Origin of the sequence: Eubacterium sp. SB2 (genome assembly GCF_001244405.1) — a bacterium.
Taxonomy (GTDB): domain Bacteria; phylum Bacillota; class Clostridia; order Lachnospirales; family Lachnospiraceae; genus Faecalicatena; species Faecalicatena contortus_B.
The window spans coordinates 1213375-1227670 of record NZ_LN865153.1; the positions used below are offsets into that span (position 1 = coordinate 1213375).

15 protein-coding genes and 1 tRNA gene are annotated in these 14296 nt (G+C 49.6%); 4 read left to right on the forward strand and 12 right to left on the reverse strand.

Annotation, left to right across the window (positions count from 1 at the left end):
* Positions 1 to 15: 15 nt before the first annotated feature.
* From BN1938_RS17815 to BN1938_RS17865, 11 genes are all read right to left on the reverse strand, one after another.
* Positions 16 to 1065, reverse strand: a complete 1050-nt coding sequence (locus tag BN1938_RS17815) for an NAD(P)H-dependent flavin oxidoreductase (RefSeq protein WP_050641839.1) — start codon at positions 1063 to 1065, stop codon at positions 16 to 18.
* 23 nt (positions 1066 to 1088) lie between these two features.
* A complete protein-coding gene (locus BN1938_RS17820; protein ID WP_050642742.1) occupies positions 1089 to 2786 on the reverse strand; it encodes an acetyl-CoA carboxylase carboxyl transferase subunit in 1698 nt (565 codons plus the stop codon).
* Between the two features lie 89 nt (positions 2787 to 2875).
* Complete coding sequence (locus tag BN1938_RS17825; RefSeq protein WP_050641840.1) at positions 2876 to 4210, reverse strand: acetyl-CoA carboxylase biotin carboxylase subunit; 1335 nt, start codon at positions 4208 to 4210, stop codon at positions 2876 to 2878.
* Positions 4211 to 4225: 15 nt separating this feature from the next.
* Positions 4226 to 4657, reverse strand: a complete 432-nt coding sequence (fabZ, locus tag BN1938_RS17830; protein ID WP_050641841.1) for a 3-hydroxyacyl-ACP dehydratase FabZ — start codon at positions 4655 to 4657, stop codon at positions 4226 to 4228.
* Between the two features lie 72 nt (positions 4658 to 4729).
* The gene (gene accB, locus BN1938_RS17835; RefSeq protein WP_050641842.1) at positions 4730 to 5230 is read right to left on the reverse strand and encodes an acetyl-CoA carboxylase biotin carboxyl carrier protein; all 501 of its coding nucleotides are present in this window, start codon (positions 5228 to 5230) and stop codon (positions 4730 to 4732) included.
* A gap of 24 nt (positions 5231 to 5254) precedes the next feature.
* The gene (gene fabF, locus BN1938_RS17840) at positions 5255 to 6493 is read right to left on the reverse strand and encodes a beta-ketoacyl-ACP synthase II (RefSeq protein ID WP_050641843.1); all 1239 of its coding nucleotides are present in this window, start codon (positions 6491 to 6493) and stop codon (positions 5255 to 5257) included.
* Between the two features lie 12 nt (positions 6494 to 6505).
* Complete coding sequence (gene fabG / locus BN1938_RS17845) at positions 6506 to 7246, reverse strand: 3-oxoacyl-[acyl-carrier-protein] reductase (RefSeq protein WP_050641844.1); 741 nt, start codon at positions 7244 to 7246, stop codon at positions 6506 to 6508.
* Positions 7240 to 8160 carry an ACP S-malonyltransferase gene (gene fabD / locus BN1938_RS17850; RefSeq protein ID WP_050641845.1) on the reverse strand — a complete coding sequence of 307 codons (921 nt, stop codon included), beginning with the start codon at positions 8158 to 8160 and terminating at the stop codon, positions 7240 to 7242. The genes fabG and fabD overlap by 7 nt, the downstream gene beginning before the upstream one ends.
* The gene (fabK, locus tag BN1938_RS17855) at positions 8153 to 9091 is read right to left on the reverse strand and encodes an enoyl-[acyl-carrier-protein] reductase FabK (RefSeq protein ID WP_050641846.1); all 939 of its coding nucleotides are present in this window, start codon (positions 9089 to 9091) and stop codon (positions 8153 to 8155) included. Before fabK ends, fabD begins: the two co-directional genes overlap by 8 nt.
* 27 nt (positions 9092 to 9118) lie before the next feature.
* Positions 9119 to 9343, reverse strand: coding sequence for an acyl carrier protein (locus BN1938_RS17860; protein ID WP_050641847.1), 225 nt, complete (start codon positions 9341 to 9343; stop codon positions 9119 to 9121).
* A 183-nt stretch (positions 9344 to 9526) separates the two neighbouring features.
* A complete protein-coding gene (locus BN1938_RS17865; RefSeq protein WP_050641848.1) occupies positions 9527 to 10489 on the reverse strand; it encodes a beta-ketoacyl-ACP synthase III in 963 nt (320 codons plus the stop codon).
* Positions 10490 to 10639: 150 nt separating this feature from the next.
* Between BN1938_RS17865 and BN1938_RS17870 the strand changes: the two genes are divergently transcribed.
* The 4 genes from BN1938_RS17870 (at position 10640) to BN1938_RS17885 (ending at position 12377) form a co-directional block, all read left to right on the forward strand.
* The gene (locus BN1938_RS17870; protein WP_050641849.1) at positions 10640 to 10828 is read left to right on the forward strand and encodes a hypothetical protein; all 189 of its coding nucleotides are present in this window, start codon (positions 10640 to 10642) and stop codon (positions 10826 to 10828) included.
* A 185-nt stretch (positions 10829 to 11013) separates the two neighbouring features.
* Positions 11014 to 11097 (forward strand) — tRNA-Leu (locus BN1938_RS17875).
* A 367-nt stretch (positions 11098 to 11464) separates the two neighbouring features.
* On the forward strand, positions 11465 to 11686 hold the full coding sequence (locus BN1938_RS17880) for a heavy-metal-associated domain-containing protein (RefSeq protein ID WP_025654625.1): 222 nt from the start codon (positions 11465 to 11467) through the stop codon (positions 11684 to 11686).
* 466 nt (positions 11687 to 12152) lie between these two features.
* Positions 12153 to 12377, forward strand: a complete 225-nt coding sequence (locus BN1938_RS17885; protein ID WP_025654624.1) for a heavy-metal-associated domain-containing protein — start codon at positions 12153 to 12155, stop codon at positions 12375 to 12377.
* Between the two features lie 128 nt (positions 12378 to 12505).
* On the opposite strand, the gene BN1938_RS17890 is transcribed toward BN1938_RS17885, so the two are convergent.
* Positions 12506 to 14287: an NADH-dependent [FeFe] hydrogenase, group A6 gene (locus BN1938_RS17890; protein WP_050641850.1), complete on the reverse strand. Its 1782-nt coding sequence runs from the start codon at positions 14285 to 14287 to the stop codon at positions 12506 to 12508.
* Positions 14288 to 14296 lie beyond the last annotated feature (9 nt).

Here is a 14296-nt window from a genome sequence, read left to right on the forward strand (position 1 = left end):
CTGAGCCGTATTCACTCAAAACAAAGAATCTATAACTTCTTTTACGGTTTCCATGCGGTTCTGCCTGTATGTTTCGGCGCCGCAGAACAATAATGCTTCCTCTGCGTCTCCTCTGGCCGCCCGTATAAGACTGTCCGTGATGCAGTATGGAATCTCCGCGGGATTGCACCTGGCCAGGCATCTGTGGCATGGAGTATGCTCAATCTTCTCCCCTAGCATAACACGTTTCATAAACGGATTCAAGATTGCGCGCCCTGGCATGCCCACAGGGCTTTTCACGATTACAATGTCTTCTTTGGATGCCTTGAGATATGCCTCTTTATAACGGATATCAGCATCACACTCCTGTGTCGTCACAAATCTGGATGCAACCTGAACTCCGTCCGCTCCCAAAGCCATGACGCGCCGTACATCTTCCGCATCAAATATCCCGCCGGCTGCAATGATCGGTATTTCCATATGGTATTCTTCTGCGAAGCCTCGGACTGTCTCTATGATTTTGGTGATCTCCTCTTCATACTTCTCGGGAGAATAAAAGTCCAGTTCCTCTTTCTTAAACCCAAGGTGGCCGCCTGCCTTCGGACCTTCAATTACAACAAGGTCAGCAGTCCTGTGGTATTTTCTGCTCCAGTATTTCAGAATCACTTTAGCAGACTTTTCTGTGGATACTATGGGCGCAATCTTTACGGGGCTTCCCGCAGTCAGAGCCGGCAGTTCTGTGGGCAGGCCTGCACCGGATATGATCAGATCCGCACCGGCTTCCACGGCGGCTGCGACATGCTGCTTATAGTCCCTAAGAGCTACCATGATATTATATCCGATCAGGCCGTCAGGCGAAATAGCCCTTGCCTTTTCCATTTCTTTCCGAATGGACCGCTGATTTGCACCTGACGGGTCCGCGTCAAAGTCCGGCTCCCGAAAGCCGATCTGGGCCGTCGAAATAATGCCCATTCCTCCCTCCTTCGCAACTGTCCCCGCCAGATTTCCCAGGCTGATTCCTACCCCCATACCGCCCTGTATCAGGGGCACCCTGGCCGTCTTTTCGCCAATTTTAAGTGGACTCATATTTACATGACCTCTCTTTTCATTTACATCTTTCTGAATCGTCTGTAGCGTTTTTCGGTCAGCTCATCCCCGGAAAAAGCTGTATACTTTTCCAGGAATTTCTTCATGTGCGGTTCCAGTACGGCGCAGACTTCTTCAAGCTTCTCCTGTGTATAATGTTCCGGCTCCGGTATGACCTGTTCGATGATCTGGAGCCGCAGCAGGTCATCCGCTGTCAGCCGCATGACTTCGGCGGCCTCGCTGGCGCGTTTGCTGTCCTTCCACAAAATGCTGGCAAATCCTTCCGGGGAGAGTATGGAGTATACGGAATTTTCCAGCATCCATACCTCGTCGGCAACTGCCATTGCGAGAGCTCCGCCGCTTCCGCCCTCACCGATTACCACGGACAGAACCGGAATTTTCAGCCCGGACATTTCAAACAGGTTTCTGGCAATTGCCTCTCCCTGCCCGCGTTCTTCGGCCTCCAGGCCGCAGAATGCGCCCGGGGTATCCACAAAGCAGATGACCGGACGGCCGAATTTCTCCGCTTGTTTCATCAGGCGCAGCGCTTTTCTGTAGCCGTCGGGGGACGGCATACCGAAGTTGCGTTCTATGTTTTCCCTGGTGTTTCTTCCTTTTGCCTGTGCGATCACGGTCACCGGCCTGCCCGCAAAATATGCAATCCCGCCTGTGATTGCCTTGTCGTCCTTGTAACACCTGTCTCCGTGTAATTCTATGAAGTGATCGAATAGATTTTCAATGTAATCAGAACCCACCGGACGGTCTTTCCTTCTGGATATCTGAACACGGTCCCAGGCACTGCGCGCTTTCTTGCCCCTGCCGACCTGGATTGTGTGTTCCTTTCTCTCCTTCGCCAAGCGCTCTATACAAGCATCACCGCTGTGCAGACGAAGTATCTCCGCCAATTCTGGTTTCATGTTTTCACGCGCAACGATACGGTCTATGAAACCATGTTCCAGTAGAAATTCTGAACGCTGAAATCCTTTGGGCAGCTTTTCCCCGATGGTCTGTTCAATAACACGGGGGCCGGCAAATCCGATCAGTGCATGGGGTTCTGCCAAAATGATATCACCCAGCATCGCAAAGCTGGCAGTTACACCGCCCGTAGTCGGATCCGTCAAAACAGATATATACAGCTGCCCCGCATCGCTGTGCCGTTTCAGAGCCGCCGATGTCTTAGCCATCTGCATCAGGGATACAATCCCCTCCTGCATTCTTGCGCCGCCGGAACAGGCAAAGATAATAACGGGAAGCTTTTCCTTTGTTGCACGCTCCACTGCACGGGCGATCTTCTCGCCCACTGCCTCACCCATACTCGCCATGAGAAACCGGCCGTCACATACGCCGACCACGGCCGGCATGCCTTCTATTTTTACCTTCCCCGTAACAATAGCTTCTTCCAGCCTTGTTTTCTCCTGAAGTGCTTTTATCTTCTCCTCATACCCATTAAAGTTCAAAGGATTTTTCGTCGTCATTTCCCTGTCCCACTCTTCGAAGGATCCTTCATCCGCCAGCATCTCTATCCTTCTGTACGCGTGGACGCGGAAGTAGCCGCGGCACTTCGGACAGATATAGAAGCCCTGCTTAACATCCTCCGCAATAATAGCCGCGCCGCATTTATTACATTTTCTGAGGAGCCCCTCCGGGACTTCTGGCCTAGACTCGTTCAGAGAAATATAACTCTTTCTGCTCGTCTTCTTAAACATATTCTGTAACTTCATAAACAGCTCCTTCATGGGGGTCACTTCATAGGGGTCTGACCCCTTTGCGAACCTTTTTCTGACAATTCTGATAATCTTGATATGCCGCTTTACATTTTTTCTATAAATTCGATGTCTATATCACCAGACTCAAAATCTGGATGGTGTAATATTTCGTACTGATAGTCTACGTTTGTGTCGATCCCCTCGATGATGATCTCTCCCAGTGCGCTGCGCATCTTGCGGATCGCCTCTTTTCGGTTTCCTGCGTGTACGATCAGTTTTGCAAGCATGGAATCATAATATGGGGTCACCGTATATCCGCTGTATATGGCAGCGTCTATACGCACGCCTTTCCCTCCCGGGAGGTACATGTCCGTAATCGTTCCTGGTGACGGGCGGAAGTTCTTCTTCGGGTTTTCCGCGTTGATACGGCATTCTATGGCGTGCCCGGTTATTTTGACATCCTCCTGAGCATAGCGCAGCTTTTCGCCGTCTGCAATGCGGATCTGCTCTTTTATTAAATCAATTCCGGTTACCCACTCTGTTACTGGGTGTTCTACCTGGATCCTTGTGTTCATCTCCATAAAATAGAAGCTCCCGCTTTTTTCCAGCAGAAATTCTATTGTACCTGCATTCGTGTAGCCCGCTGCTTTTGCGGCTTTGACTGCTGCATCCCCCATGTTTCTCCGCATTTCTTCGGTAAGAGCAATGGACGGGGATTCCTCTATCATTTTCTGGTGGTTCCTCTGTACGGAACAGTCGCGTTCACCAAGGTGGATGACGTTTCCATGTTTATCCGCAAGTATCTGGAACTCAATGTGCCGGGGATGCTGGACAAAATGCTCGATATACATGGTGCCGTCCCCAAAGGCCATCTGGGCTTCTTTCTGTGCCGTGTTGAAACTGTTCTCAAAATCTTCCGGGGTTTCCGCCACCCGCATGCCTTTTCCGCCGCCGCCAAGGGCCGCCTTGACTATGACAGGATAGCCAATCTGATCAGCCGCGGCAGCACCTGTTTTTGCATCGTAAATCGGTTCGGTGCTCCCCGGGATCACAGGTACACCGGCTGCTGTCATCGTATTTCTGGCTTCCTGTTTATTTCCCATTTTTTTAATCACTTTAGACTCTGGGCCGATAAATGTTATATTGCACTGCTCGCACAGTTCCGCAAATTTACTGTTTTCAGACAGGAAACCGAACCCCGGATGGATTGCGTCCGCACCGGATACAAGGGTCGCGCTTATGATACTCTCCATACTCAGATAGCTCTGCGCAGAAGGAGCCGGACCAATGCAGACCGACTCATCCGCCAGCTGTGTATGCAGGGCTTCCCTGTCGGCTTCAGAATAGACTGCCACTGTCTCGATTCCCATTTCGCGGCAGGCACGGATAATGCGTACTGCAATTTCTCCCCGGTTTGCAATCAATACCTTTTCAATCATAACTTGCACATCTCCTTAATTTCCAACCATGAATGTCAACTCTGCCGTTACTACAACTTTACCATCCACAGAAGCAACTGCCTGGCCTACTCCCACGGGGCCCTTCTGCTTGATAATCGTAGTCTCCAGCTTCAGCTTATCTCCCGGATATACCATACCTTTGAATTTGCATTTCTGAATGCCTCCAAAGAATGCGATTTTACCTCTGTTTTCCTCTACGCTCAATATGGCAACGGCGCCTGCCTGTGCCAATGCCTCCAGCGTCAGAACGCCGGGCATAACCGGATGTTCCGGGAAGTGGCCCTTAAAAAAGTCCTCACGGTATGTCACGCATTTATACCCAACCGCATATTTGCCGGGCTCATAGTCTTCAATATAATCCAAAAGAAGAAATGGATGTCTGTGCGGAATAATCTCCTGGATCTGTTTAATATCTAATCTGTTCACTCTTAACCTTCTTTCTTGAAAAGGGGGTCAGACCCCTCTGCAGAGGGGTCTGACCCCCTTGACCTTGATTGACTATTTTATAACAAACAACGGCTGTCCATATTCTACTGTATCGCCATTTTCTACCAGTACTTCTGCCACGGTTCCTGCATAATCGCTCTCGATGTCATTCATTAATTTCATGGCCTCTACGATTGCCAGTACCTGGCCCTCTTTTACACTGTCCCCTATATTAACGAAGGGGGCGGCATCTTCTGACGGTGCCGCATAGAATGTACCGACTAAAGGTGATTTTACTATTTTGCCCTCTGCTGCCGGGGCAGATACTGTTTCCTCTCCGGCCGGATCCGATGCCGCGGCGGCCGCCGGAGCCGGATTTGCCGGGGATGAAGCTGGCTGATTCGGGGCTGCCGGAGCCTGGATTGTTAATACAGGCTCTAGCGCGGCTTCAGCCGGAACCGTTTTTATCGTTTTTTTGAGAGAAAGCTTCACTGCGCCTTCCTCATATTTAAATTCTGTCAGCGTGGATTTTGAAACTGCATCCACTAACTGTAATATCTCGTCTATTTTCATGCTGCCTCCTTTTTGTGCGGCGCACTATGCTTCATACTTCTTAACTAATAAAGTTGCGTTATGTCCCCCAAAACCAAGGGAATTGGTCAGTACATAATTCACGTCTTTTTCTATGGGCGCACCTACTGCATAATTCAGGTCGCATTCCTCATCTGTCTCTGTGGTTCCCACCGTCTGATGGATAAAACCGTCCGTGATGCTTTTTACGCACACGACGAATTCCACACCGCCGGCCGCACCGAGGAGATGTCCTATCATGGATTTTGTAGAGTTGATGACAACGTCTTTTGCCGCATCTCCCAGCGCATATTTGATGGCCCGGGTCTCAAATAAATCGTTGTGGTGGGTGCTGGTCCCGTGGGCATTGATATAATCAATCTTTTCCGGCTCCACGCCCGCCTCTTTCATCGCCAGTTTCATCGCCATGCCGGCTCCTTCGCCGTCTTCCTGCGGCGATGTAATATGGTATGCATCTCCTGTTGAACCATAACCCACCAGCTCCGCATAGATCTCCGCGCCCCTCGCTTTTGCATGCTCCAACTCTTCGAGTACTACGATTCCCGCACCCTCGCCCAGAACGAATCCGTCCCTCTCTTTGTCAAACGGGATCGACGCCCGTTTGGGGTCTGCAGAGGTGGATAGTGCGGTCAGCCCGGAAAATCCGGCCACTCCGGTAGGGCAGATGCAGCTTTCCGTTCCACCTGCCACCATAATGTCCGCGTCGTCATACTGAATTGCACGAAAAGCGTCTCCGATACAATTTGTTCCTGATGCACAGGCCGTCACGACATTCGTGCACTTCCCTTTCAGCCCCAGCTGTATCGACACATTTCCGGCCGCCATATTGGATATCATAAGCGGAACCATCAGCGGGTTCACCCTGCTCGGTCCCTTTTCCACAATTTTCGTATAATTCTGCTCCACTGCCTGAAGGCTTCCGATACCGGATCCCACGATTACGCCCGCCCGGTACGCATCTTCTGCCTCCATATCGATTCCCGCATCCACGAACGCCTCTTTTGCCGCCGCAACAGCATACTGGGAAAATGCTTCCATACGCTTAGCCGCCTTAAAATCCATGCGCTCTTTTGCCACGAAATCCTTTACCTCCGCCGCAATCTGTACTTTATACTCAGAAGCGTCAAACCTTGTAATAGGCCCAATGCCCACCTTCCCGCTGCGGATGCCGCTCCAGAATTCCTCTACCGTATTCCCGATCGGAGTCACTGCCCCCAGCCCGGTTACTACTACTCTTCTTTTCATACTGATCTCCTTCTACATCGCCATTCCGCCGTCCACACACAGGACCTGCCCCGTGATATAACCGGCATTTTCAGAAGCCAGAAATGCAACCGCTTCCGCAATATCCTCCGGCTCCCCGAAACTCCCCAGAGGAATCTGCGCTGCAGCCCCCTCCTTTACTTTTTCAGAAAGTTCTGCCGTCATTTCCGTATTAATAAATCCCGGCGCAACCGCATTCACCGTCACGCCTCTGGATGCCAGCTCCCTGGCAGCGGCTTTCGTAAGCCCGATTACCCCTGCTTTTGAGGCGGAGTAATTCGCCTGCCCTGCATTTCCCATCACGCCTGAAACAGAGGATAGATTGATAATCCGGCCGCTTCTCTGCTTCATCATCTGCCTGGAGGCAAAACGAATACAGTGAAACGTACCTTTCAGATTCGTATCCAGCACCGCATCAAAATCATCCTCGGACATTCTCATCAGCAGTCCGTCACGCGTAATCCCTGCATTGTTGACCAGAATGTCAATCTGGCCGAACTTTGCAATGACTTCTTTTATAAACTTCTCACAGGCGCCAAAATCGGATACGTCGCACTGCATCGTCTCTGCCTTCCCGCCAGTCTTCTCTATCTCATCTTTTACTTCGTCTGCACGCCCCGCAGAGCCATTATAATTAATCACAACCACCGCGCCCTGAGAGGCTAGTTTCAGGGCTACAGCCCTTCCAATTCCTCTGGATGCACCAGTAACAACCGCTACTTTTCCTTCTAACATAATTCCTGAACCACCTTATCTACATCTTCCCACGTTCCTACATTATATACCTTTACATCTTTACTGATCTTTCTCATAAATCCAGCCAGCGTCCGGCCCGGCCCGATTTCTACAAACCGGTCAACGCCGTCCGCAATCATCGCCTCCACACTCTGCTGCCAGAGAACGGACGACGCAACCTGCTTCGCCAAAAGAGCCTTTGTCTGGCCAATATCACGAACATACGCTGCCGTTACATTTGTCACATAAGGGATCTGCATCGGATGCAGTTCAACATGCTCCAGCACCTCTGCCAGCTTCTTCCCTGCTTCCTCAAGCATAGGCGAATGGAATGGGCCGCTCACATTCAGCGGAAGCACGCGCTTTGCTCCGGCTTCTTTCAAAACCTCCGCCGCCTGATCCACGCTTTCCTTCCATCCGGTTATCACAATCTGTCCCGGACAATTATAATTTGCAACGCTGACTCCTGTCACACCTCCTAGTACCGCTTCAATATCGGATGCAGATAATCCAAGAACAGCCGCCATAGCGCCTTTTCCATCAGGAACCGCATTCTGCATAAGGATTCCCCGCTTGCGAACCGTGACAATAGCATCCTCTGCCGACATTCCGCCGGTTGCTGCTGCTGCACAGTATTCACCCAGACTTAGTCCCGCCGTCACATCGGGCTTAAGCCCCCGCTCTTCCAGTACCTTTTCCATAGCCAGGCAGACCGTAACCAGCGCCGCCTGGGTATATTCGGTCTGATCCAGCAGGTCATTTTCTTCAAAACACAGCGCTTTCATATCTATATCCAGCAATTCCGATGCCCGATCAATCAGCATCCTTGCCGTTTCACTTTGTTCATAAAAATCTTTCCCCATACCGGCCTTCTGTGCGCCCTGTCCGGGAAATATAAATGCCGTCTTACTCATAAAACCCTTTTCCTCCAATCAGGCCGTCTGTCTCTCTCACCAGCTTTTGAATCAGTTCCGTACAAGACAACTCTTCCTTCACCATGCCCGCAATCTGGCCGGACATTACACTGCCGTTTATCACATCGCCTTCCACAACCGCCTTGCGCAGCCCGCCCAGTGTCAGCAGTTCCAGCTCCTCAAAAGAGGCTCCCTCCTGTTCCTTCTGTAGGTAGGTCTTCGTCATCTGGTTTCGCAGGGCCCGCACCGGATGCCCGGTTGAACGGCCTGTAACCCGGGAATCGATATCCCTTGCCTTAATAATGCATTTTTTATAATTTTCATGAACAACAGATTCTTTCGTAACCACAAAATGAGTCCCCATCTGCACGGCCTGCGCACCCAGCATAAATGCCGCCGCAATTCCTCTGCCGTCCGCGATGCCACCTGCGGCAATCACCGGGATACTCACCGCATCCGCAACCTGCGGAACTAAAACCATGGTGGTATTCTCACCAATGTGCCCGCCGGCTTCCGTACCTTCCGCTACCAGAGCATCCGCCCCGCAGCGTTCCATTCGTTTAGCAAGTGCAACAGAGGCAACGACCGGAATCACCTTAACCCCCGCCTCTTTCCACATCTTCATATATTTTTCAGGAGAACCGGCGCCTGTTGTAACGACTTTAACGCCTTCCTCCACAATCACTTCTGCCACTTCGTCCGCGTAAGGACTCATCAGCATAATATTTACGCCAAAAGGCTTCGTTGTAATCTTTTTGGCTTCCCTGATCTGTTCCCGTACCCAGTCTGCCGGCGCACTCGCCGCTCCAATCAGCCCAAGTCCGCCAGCTTCTGATACGGCGGCTGCAAGATGATGTTCAGCAACCCATGCCATTCCACCCTGGATAATCGGATATTCAATTCCTAATATTTCGGTTACTTTCGTCTTCATACTAACAACCTTTCTTTCAAGTACTTATTATTTGTGCGCTTCTAAATATTTTACAACGTCTCCAACCGTAGCGATCTGCTCCAGATCCTCAGATGGAATCTCCACATCAAATTCTTCCTCAAATGCCATCACAACTTCAAACAGATCCAGAGAGTCTGCTCCAAGGTCATCCTTGAATGAAGTTGCTTCTGTAATTGTGTTGCTGTCTGCTCCCAATGAATCTGCTACGATTTCTTTTACTTTTTCTAACATAGTTTTAAATTCCTTTCATGCTCTTTTCTTTATATTTATTATTTATTTATGTAATCCGGCCTGGTACATCGTAAAATAATGAACTGAACATTGATATTCAGCCTTATATCCAGCCGGAGATTACCCGTTTCAATTACCTGTTTCTAATTCCTGTTCTATAGAAAATTACCTGATATACCGCCTCTACCATTCCAGAAAGGCCGCTCCCCAGGAAAGCCCTGCCCCGAACCCCGACAGTACCAGCCTATCGCCCTTTTTGAGCGTTCCCTTCCGGTTCAACTCATCTAATAAGATGGGAATGCTGGCCGAGGATGTATTCCCATATTCCTGCATATTCATGGGAAATTTACTGATATCCTGTTTCAGCCTTTTCGCCACAGCCTCTACGATCCTCTGGTTTGCCTGGTGAAGAACAAAATAATCCACCTCATCCGCAGTGCGCCCCGCCCCGGACAAAACCTCCAGAACTGCCTCCGGCACCTTCTTAACTGCGAATTTAAACACGGCCTGGCCGTTCATTTTCATATAAGAGTCCGTGTCCTGTTCATCAGGTAACCGGTCCTTGCGGTGCCTGCTCATACACGTTAGCGCATTTCCTTTCCCCCCGTCAGAATGGGTAACCGGCTGATAAAGGGTGCCTTCTTCAGCTCTGAGCACGGCCGCCCCAGCCCCGTCCCCAAACAAAATACAGGTGCCTCTGTCTTTCCAGTTCACCGTATTCGATAAACTTTCCGCCCCAATCACCAGGATCGTCCGGTACATCCCGGAAGCAATATAGGCCTGGGCTGTATTATACGCAAAAAGAAACCCCGTACATGCCGCATTCAAATCAAATCCGGCCGCATTGACAGCCCCCAGTTCCCGCTGCACCTCGCACGCCGTACAGGGAAGCAGAACCTCTGAAGTGAACGTCGATACCAGGATCAAATCCAGCTCCTTTGGATCCACGCCGCTGTCTTCCAGCGCTGCCCGGGACGCCTTCACAGCCATGGAAACAGTCGTGTCATCCTCAATAATATGCCGCCTCACAACACCGGTCCTCTCCCGTATCCATTCATCACTGGTATCGACCAGCCTGGCTAAATCATCGTTATCCAGAAAATGCTCCGGCACATAAGAACCTGTTCCACATATCTTTCCTATCATATTCTATCTCCATGTTTGAATTCGTAATTTTATTTTTATCCAAATACTTTTATCTTAAAATACTTTGATTATCAAAGTATAATAACAAATAGCTTATTTGTCAAGAGGAATATTTGTAGGATGTAGGGAGAGCCGCCCTCAGAAATTACAATGCCGAACAATCGATTAAAAGATACAGTATTCGAAATTGTTGAAAACCAGCTGGCCTCTGATGTATGCCCATTTGTAAAAGCTGCGGAAAGAGGTAAGTACTATAAATCCATTCTGGCAAATGCAGAAAACCCGGGCAGCCGGATCATTAATACTGAGGATGTGGCAGATCTGTTTGGGGTGCTGTGAGGAGGCTTTGCAATTTCACAGCACCTCCTCAAGTATCGGTGCAGGCCAATGAATCTCCTTGTCTTGAACAATGACTACAAACACCTTCCGAATTCAGAAAATTCATCTAAAATGCCTAAAGGTAAAGAATTTTAAAATAGGGGTTTACAAAGTCCGGTAGCTTATGATAGAATATCACTTGTCGAGCGGAAGTGGCGGAATGGCAGACGCGCTAGATTCAGGTTCTAGTGGGAGTTTATCCTGTGAGAGTTCAAGTCTCTTCTTCCGCATTGATTGAGAAGTGAGAAGTCTTAATATATTAAGGCTTCTCTTTTTTTATGATATAGGAAATTCCTTTGGAATTTTCTATATCATAAAACTCCTCCGGGAGGATGCACGTATGCCAATGGACCTGCACATACTAATACGTATCTCTGTATGTTCAGCAGCAACTTGACCAAACACTACTACTAAAGGCCCATTGACGATATCTTTTGTTTTAAATATAATGAAACTATAAATTTATTGTAGCCAAAAACAGGTGAAAACAGGACATGAAAAAGGCCCAAAGCATGCATCGGCATAGCTTTGCTGCTCATAACAGAGGCGCTTCTTTCAACTGCCCCTGTTTCATCCCATACTAAGAGGAGGGAAACGATGAAAAAAATTTATGCCTTAGGAGATGTAACATGTTCACACTGCGCACAAGTGATGGAAACTAAAATGAGTGCCATTCCTGGCGTAACATCAGCAATGATTTCTTTTAAATTAAAAAAAGTAACTGTTAATATGGATGATGACAAAGAAGCAGAGGTTGAAAGCCAGGTTCTCAACTTAATAGAGAACCCTGTTTACTGTAAGACTTGTCCTAACAGATAATTCGGGCAGACCAAAGTAATTTCGTACAGTCATATAGAGAATGGCTGCGGACAGCTTACCATTCAATGTCCGCCATTCGTTGCACAGTTTGTTCATGGTTTATCAAGTATCTCCACTTGAATCGTTGTAGTTCTAAAACCAGTACTAGATTCCGGGTGCTCCGGAATCTTCTTGAAACAGCGCTGTATCGCTCAATACTCCTTTTATGGGTTTAAGCGGCACAACGCTGTTTTAAGATTGTTTAAATAATTCTACTACTAAAGGCCCATTGACAGCATTTTTTCTTTTCCATATAATGAAACTATAAGTATATTGTAGCCAAAAGGGTGGAAATAGGACGGAGAAAAAAGACCCCAGAGTGTACGCCGGCATAAGATATTTTCAGCTGCTTCATTGTTGTTCATGGAATCAGGCAATTCTTTCGTATGAGCCGAAAATCACCCAATCTCTAAGAGGAGGGAAAGAAATGAGAAAAGTATATACCTTAGACAACGTAACCTGTACACACTGCTCTCAAGTGACGGAAACACATATCAGCACCTTAACGGGAGTGAATAAAGCCGTAGCTTCATTCAAATTGAAGAAGATTACCGTTGATATGGACGATGACAAAGAAGAAGAGATTGAGCGTCAGATCCAAAAGATTCTTGCCGATCCATTTTACTGTAAGAATTGCCCTAACAGAGAATAACGACATGCAGCAGCGGTGTATCCCTCCATATCCCTTTACCGGGATGGATCGATACACCGCTGTTTTTGTTGATTCACCTCTCACCCTATGGAGTTGGGAGAATCCTCACTAAACTTATTGAAACCGGCTCATTCTGCCAGCTGGTTATATTTTCCCCGCGGAACATAATGTGTATGCAGCAGATCATGAGCCTTATGTCCATTCGGATCTCCCAGAAATTCTGCATATAGTTTCATCAGATCCGGATTCTCATGGGACTTGCGCAGCACCTTGCGTTCATCCTCGCTGTACAGGGCCCGCGACCTCTTTTCACGATATCCCTCCTCACTGCACCGTGGCTGGCCGCCGCCGTTGATACAGCCGCCGGGACATCCCATCACCTCGATGAAGTGATATGGCGATGCACCATCCGCAACCTCCTGCATAAGTCTGGATGCCCCTGCCAGGCCGCTGGTCACTGCAATCTTCACCGTCACGCCCTGCAGATGCGCGTATTCCGGCAGCGTTTTCCCAATGGTGATCTCCGCCGTCTTCACCTGCTCAAGACCTACAATTGGCGTTACATGCAGTTTTTCAAAAGGCAGTTCTTCCCCGGTTACTACTTCATAAACCGTACGCAGAGCGGCTTCCATTACGCCTCCGGTCACACCGAAGATATCAGCCGCGCCGGTCCCCAGCCCCATTGGAGCATCAAATTCTGCATCGGGCAGCTTTACGAAATCGATGCCTGCTTTCTTAATCATTCGCGCCAGTTCCCGTGTAGTCAGCACCGCATCTACGTCGCGTTTTCCTTCCACTTCCATCTCTGGCCGCTGAATCTCGTATTTCTTTGCCGTACAGGGCATAACCGAAACCACGAACATATCCTCGGGCTCTGTGCCCGTTTTCTCTGCATAGTAGGACTTCACTAATGCTCCCATCATGGTATGCGGGCTCTTACAGGTAGAGAGATGTCCCAGTGCCTCCGGGAACTGGTGCTCCACATGCTTGATCCAGCCCGGAGAGCAGCTTGTGATCATCGGAAGCACGGCTTCTTCGCCGGCCAGCGCCGCATTCAGGCGCCCCAGCAGCTCAGTCCCTTCCTCCAGGATCGTCAGATCCGCGGAGAATAAGGTATCGAATACGTCATCAAATCCTATATCGTGAAGGGCTGCGGCGATTTTACCTGTTACCGGAGTTCCACAGGGCAGGCCGAATTCCTCACCCAGAGCCGCACGCACGGCGGGAGCCACCTGAACCACCACCCGCTTCCTGGGATCGGCCAAGGCCTTCCATACCGGTGTCAGGCCATCTGTCTCCTTGAGTGCTCCGGTGGGACAGACGATGGTGCACTGCCCGCACATCGCACAGGATGTGGAATTAAGCGGCAGCCCCATCGCCGGGCTGACCGTAGTCTCAAATCCCCTGTTCTGCGCCTGAATTGCCCCTACCTTTTGTATTCCCGCGCAGGCAGTCACACAGCGGCGGCACAGAATGCATTTGCTGGTATCACGGGTAATGGACGGGGATATGTCCACATGCCCCTCGGACACTGCGCCTTCAAAACGGCTTTCAGACACGTCCAGCTCATATCCGAGGGCCTGCAGCTCACAGCTCTGGTTACGGCTGCAATTCAGGCAGTCCTGTGAATGATTGGACAAAAGAAGTTCATACAGAACCTTCCTGGCCTCCAGAACCTTTGGAGAATGGGTTCTCACCTTCATGCCCTCTCTGGCCTTTACCATACAGGACGCCTGCAGGTTCTTCATCCCTTCCACTTCCACCACGCAGATACGGCAGGAACCGTACTGGTGGACATCTTTCATATGGCACAGGCTGGGCACGCGGATGCCGGAAGCCTCTGCCGCTTCCATGATGGTGGAGCCTTCCAATACCTCCACCGGCTTTCCATTTATTGTTAAATGTATCATATTAACCTC

Coding starts and splice junctions, on each gene's coding strand:
- BN1938_RS17880 (WP_025654625.1), top strand. CDS start 11,465: ATGAAAAAAATTTATGCCTTAGGAGATGTAACATGTTCACACTGCGCA.
- BN1938_RS17815 (WP_050641839.1), bottom strand. CDS start 1,065: ATGAGTCCACTTAAAATTGGCGAAAAGACGGCCAGGGTGCCCCTGATA.
- fabK (WP_050641846.1), bottom strand. CDS start 9,091: ATGAAGACGAAAGTAACCGAAATATTAGGAATTGAATATCCGATTATC.
- accB (WP_050641842.1), bottom strand. CDS start 5,230: ATGAAAATAGACGAGATATTACAGTTAGTGGATGCAGTTTCAAAATCC.
- BN1938_RS17870 (WP_050641849.1), top strand. CDS start 10,640: ATGCCGAACAATCGATTAAAAGATACAGTATTCGAAATTGTTGAAAAC.
- fabF (WP_050641843.1), bottom strand. CDS start 6,493: ATGAAAAGAAGAGTAGTAGTAACCGGGCTGGGGGCAGTGACTCCGATC.
- BN1938_RS17885 (WP_025654624.1), top strand. CDS start 12,153: ATGAGAAAAGTATATACCTTAGACAACGTAACCTGTACACACTGCTCT.
- BN1938_RS17865 (WP_050641848.1), bottom strand. CDS start 10,489: ATGATAGGAAAGATATGTGGAACAGGTTCTTATGTGCCGGAGCATTTT.
- fabD (WP_050641845.1), bottom strand. CDS start 8,160: ATGAGTAAGACGGCATTTATATTTCCCGGACAGGGCGCACAGAAGGCC.
- BN1938_RS17860 (WP_050641847.1), bottom strand. CDS start 9,343: ATGTTAGAAAAAGTAAAAGAAATCGTAGCAGATTCATTGGGAGCAGAC.
- BN1938_RS17825 (WP_050641840.1), bottom strand. CDS start 4,210: ATGATTGAAAAGGTATTGATTGCAAACCGGGGAGAAATTGCAGTACGC.
- BN1938_RS17820 (WP_050642742.1), bottom strand. CDS start 2,786: ATGAAGTTACAGAATATGTTTAAGAAGACGAGCAGAAAGAGTTATATT.
- fabG (WP_050641844.1), bottom strand. CDS start 7,246: ATGTTAGAAGGAAAAGTAGCGGTTGTTACTGGTGCATCCAGAGGAATT.
- BN1938_RS17890 (WP_050641850.1), bottom strand. CDS start 14,287: ATGATACATTTAACAATAAATGGAAAGCCGGTGGAGGTATTGGAAGGC.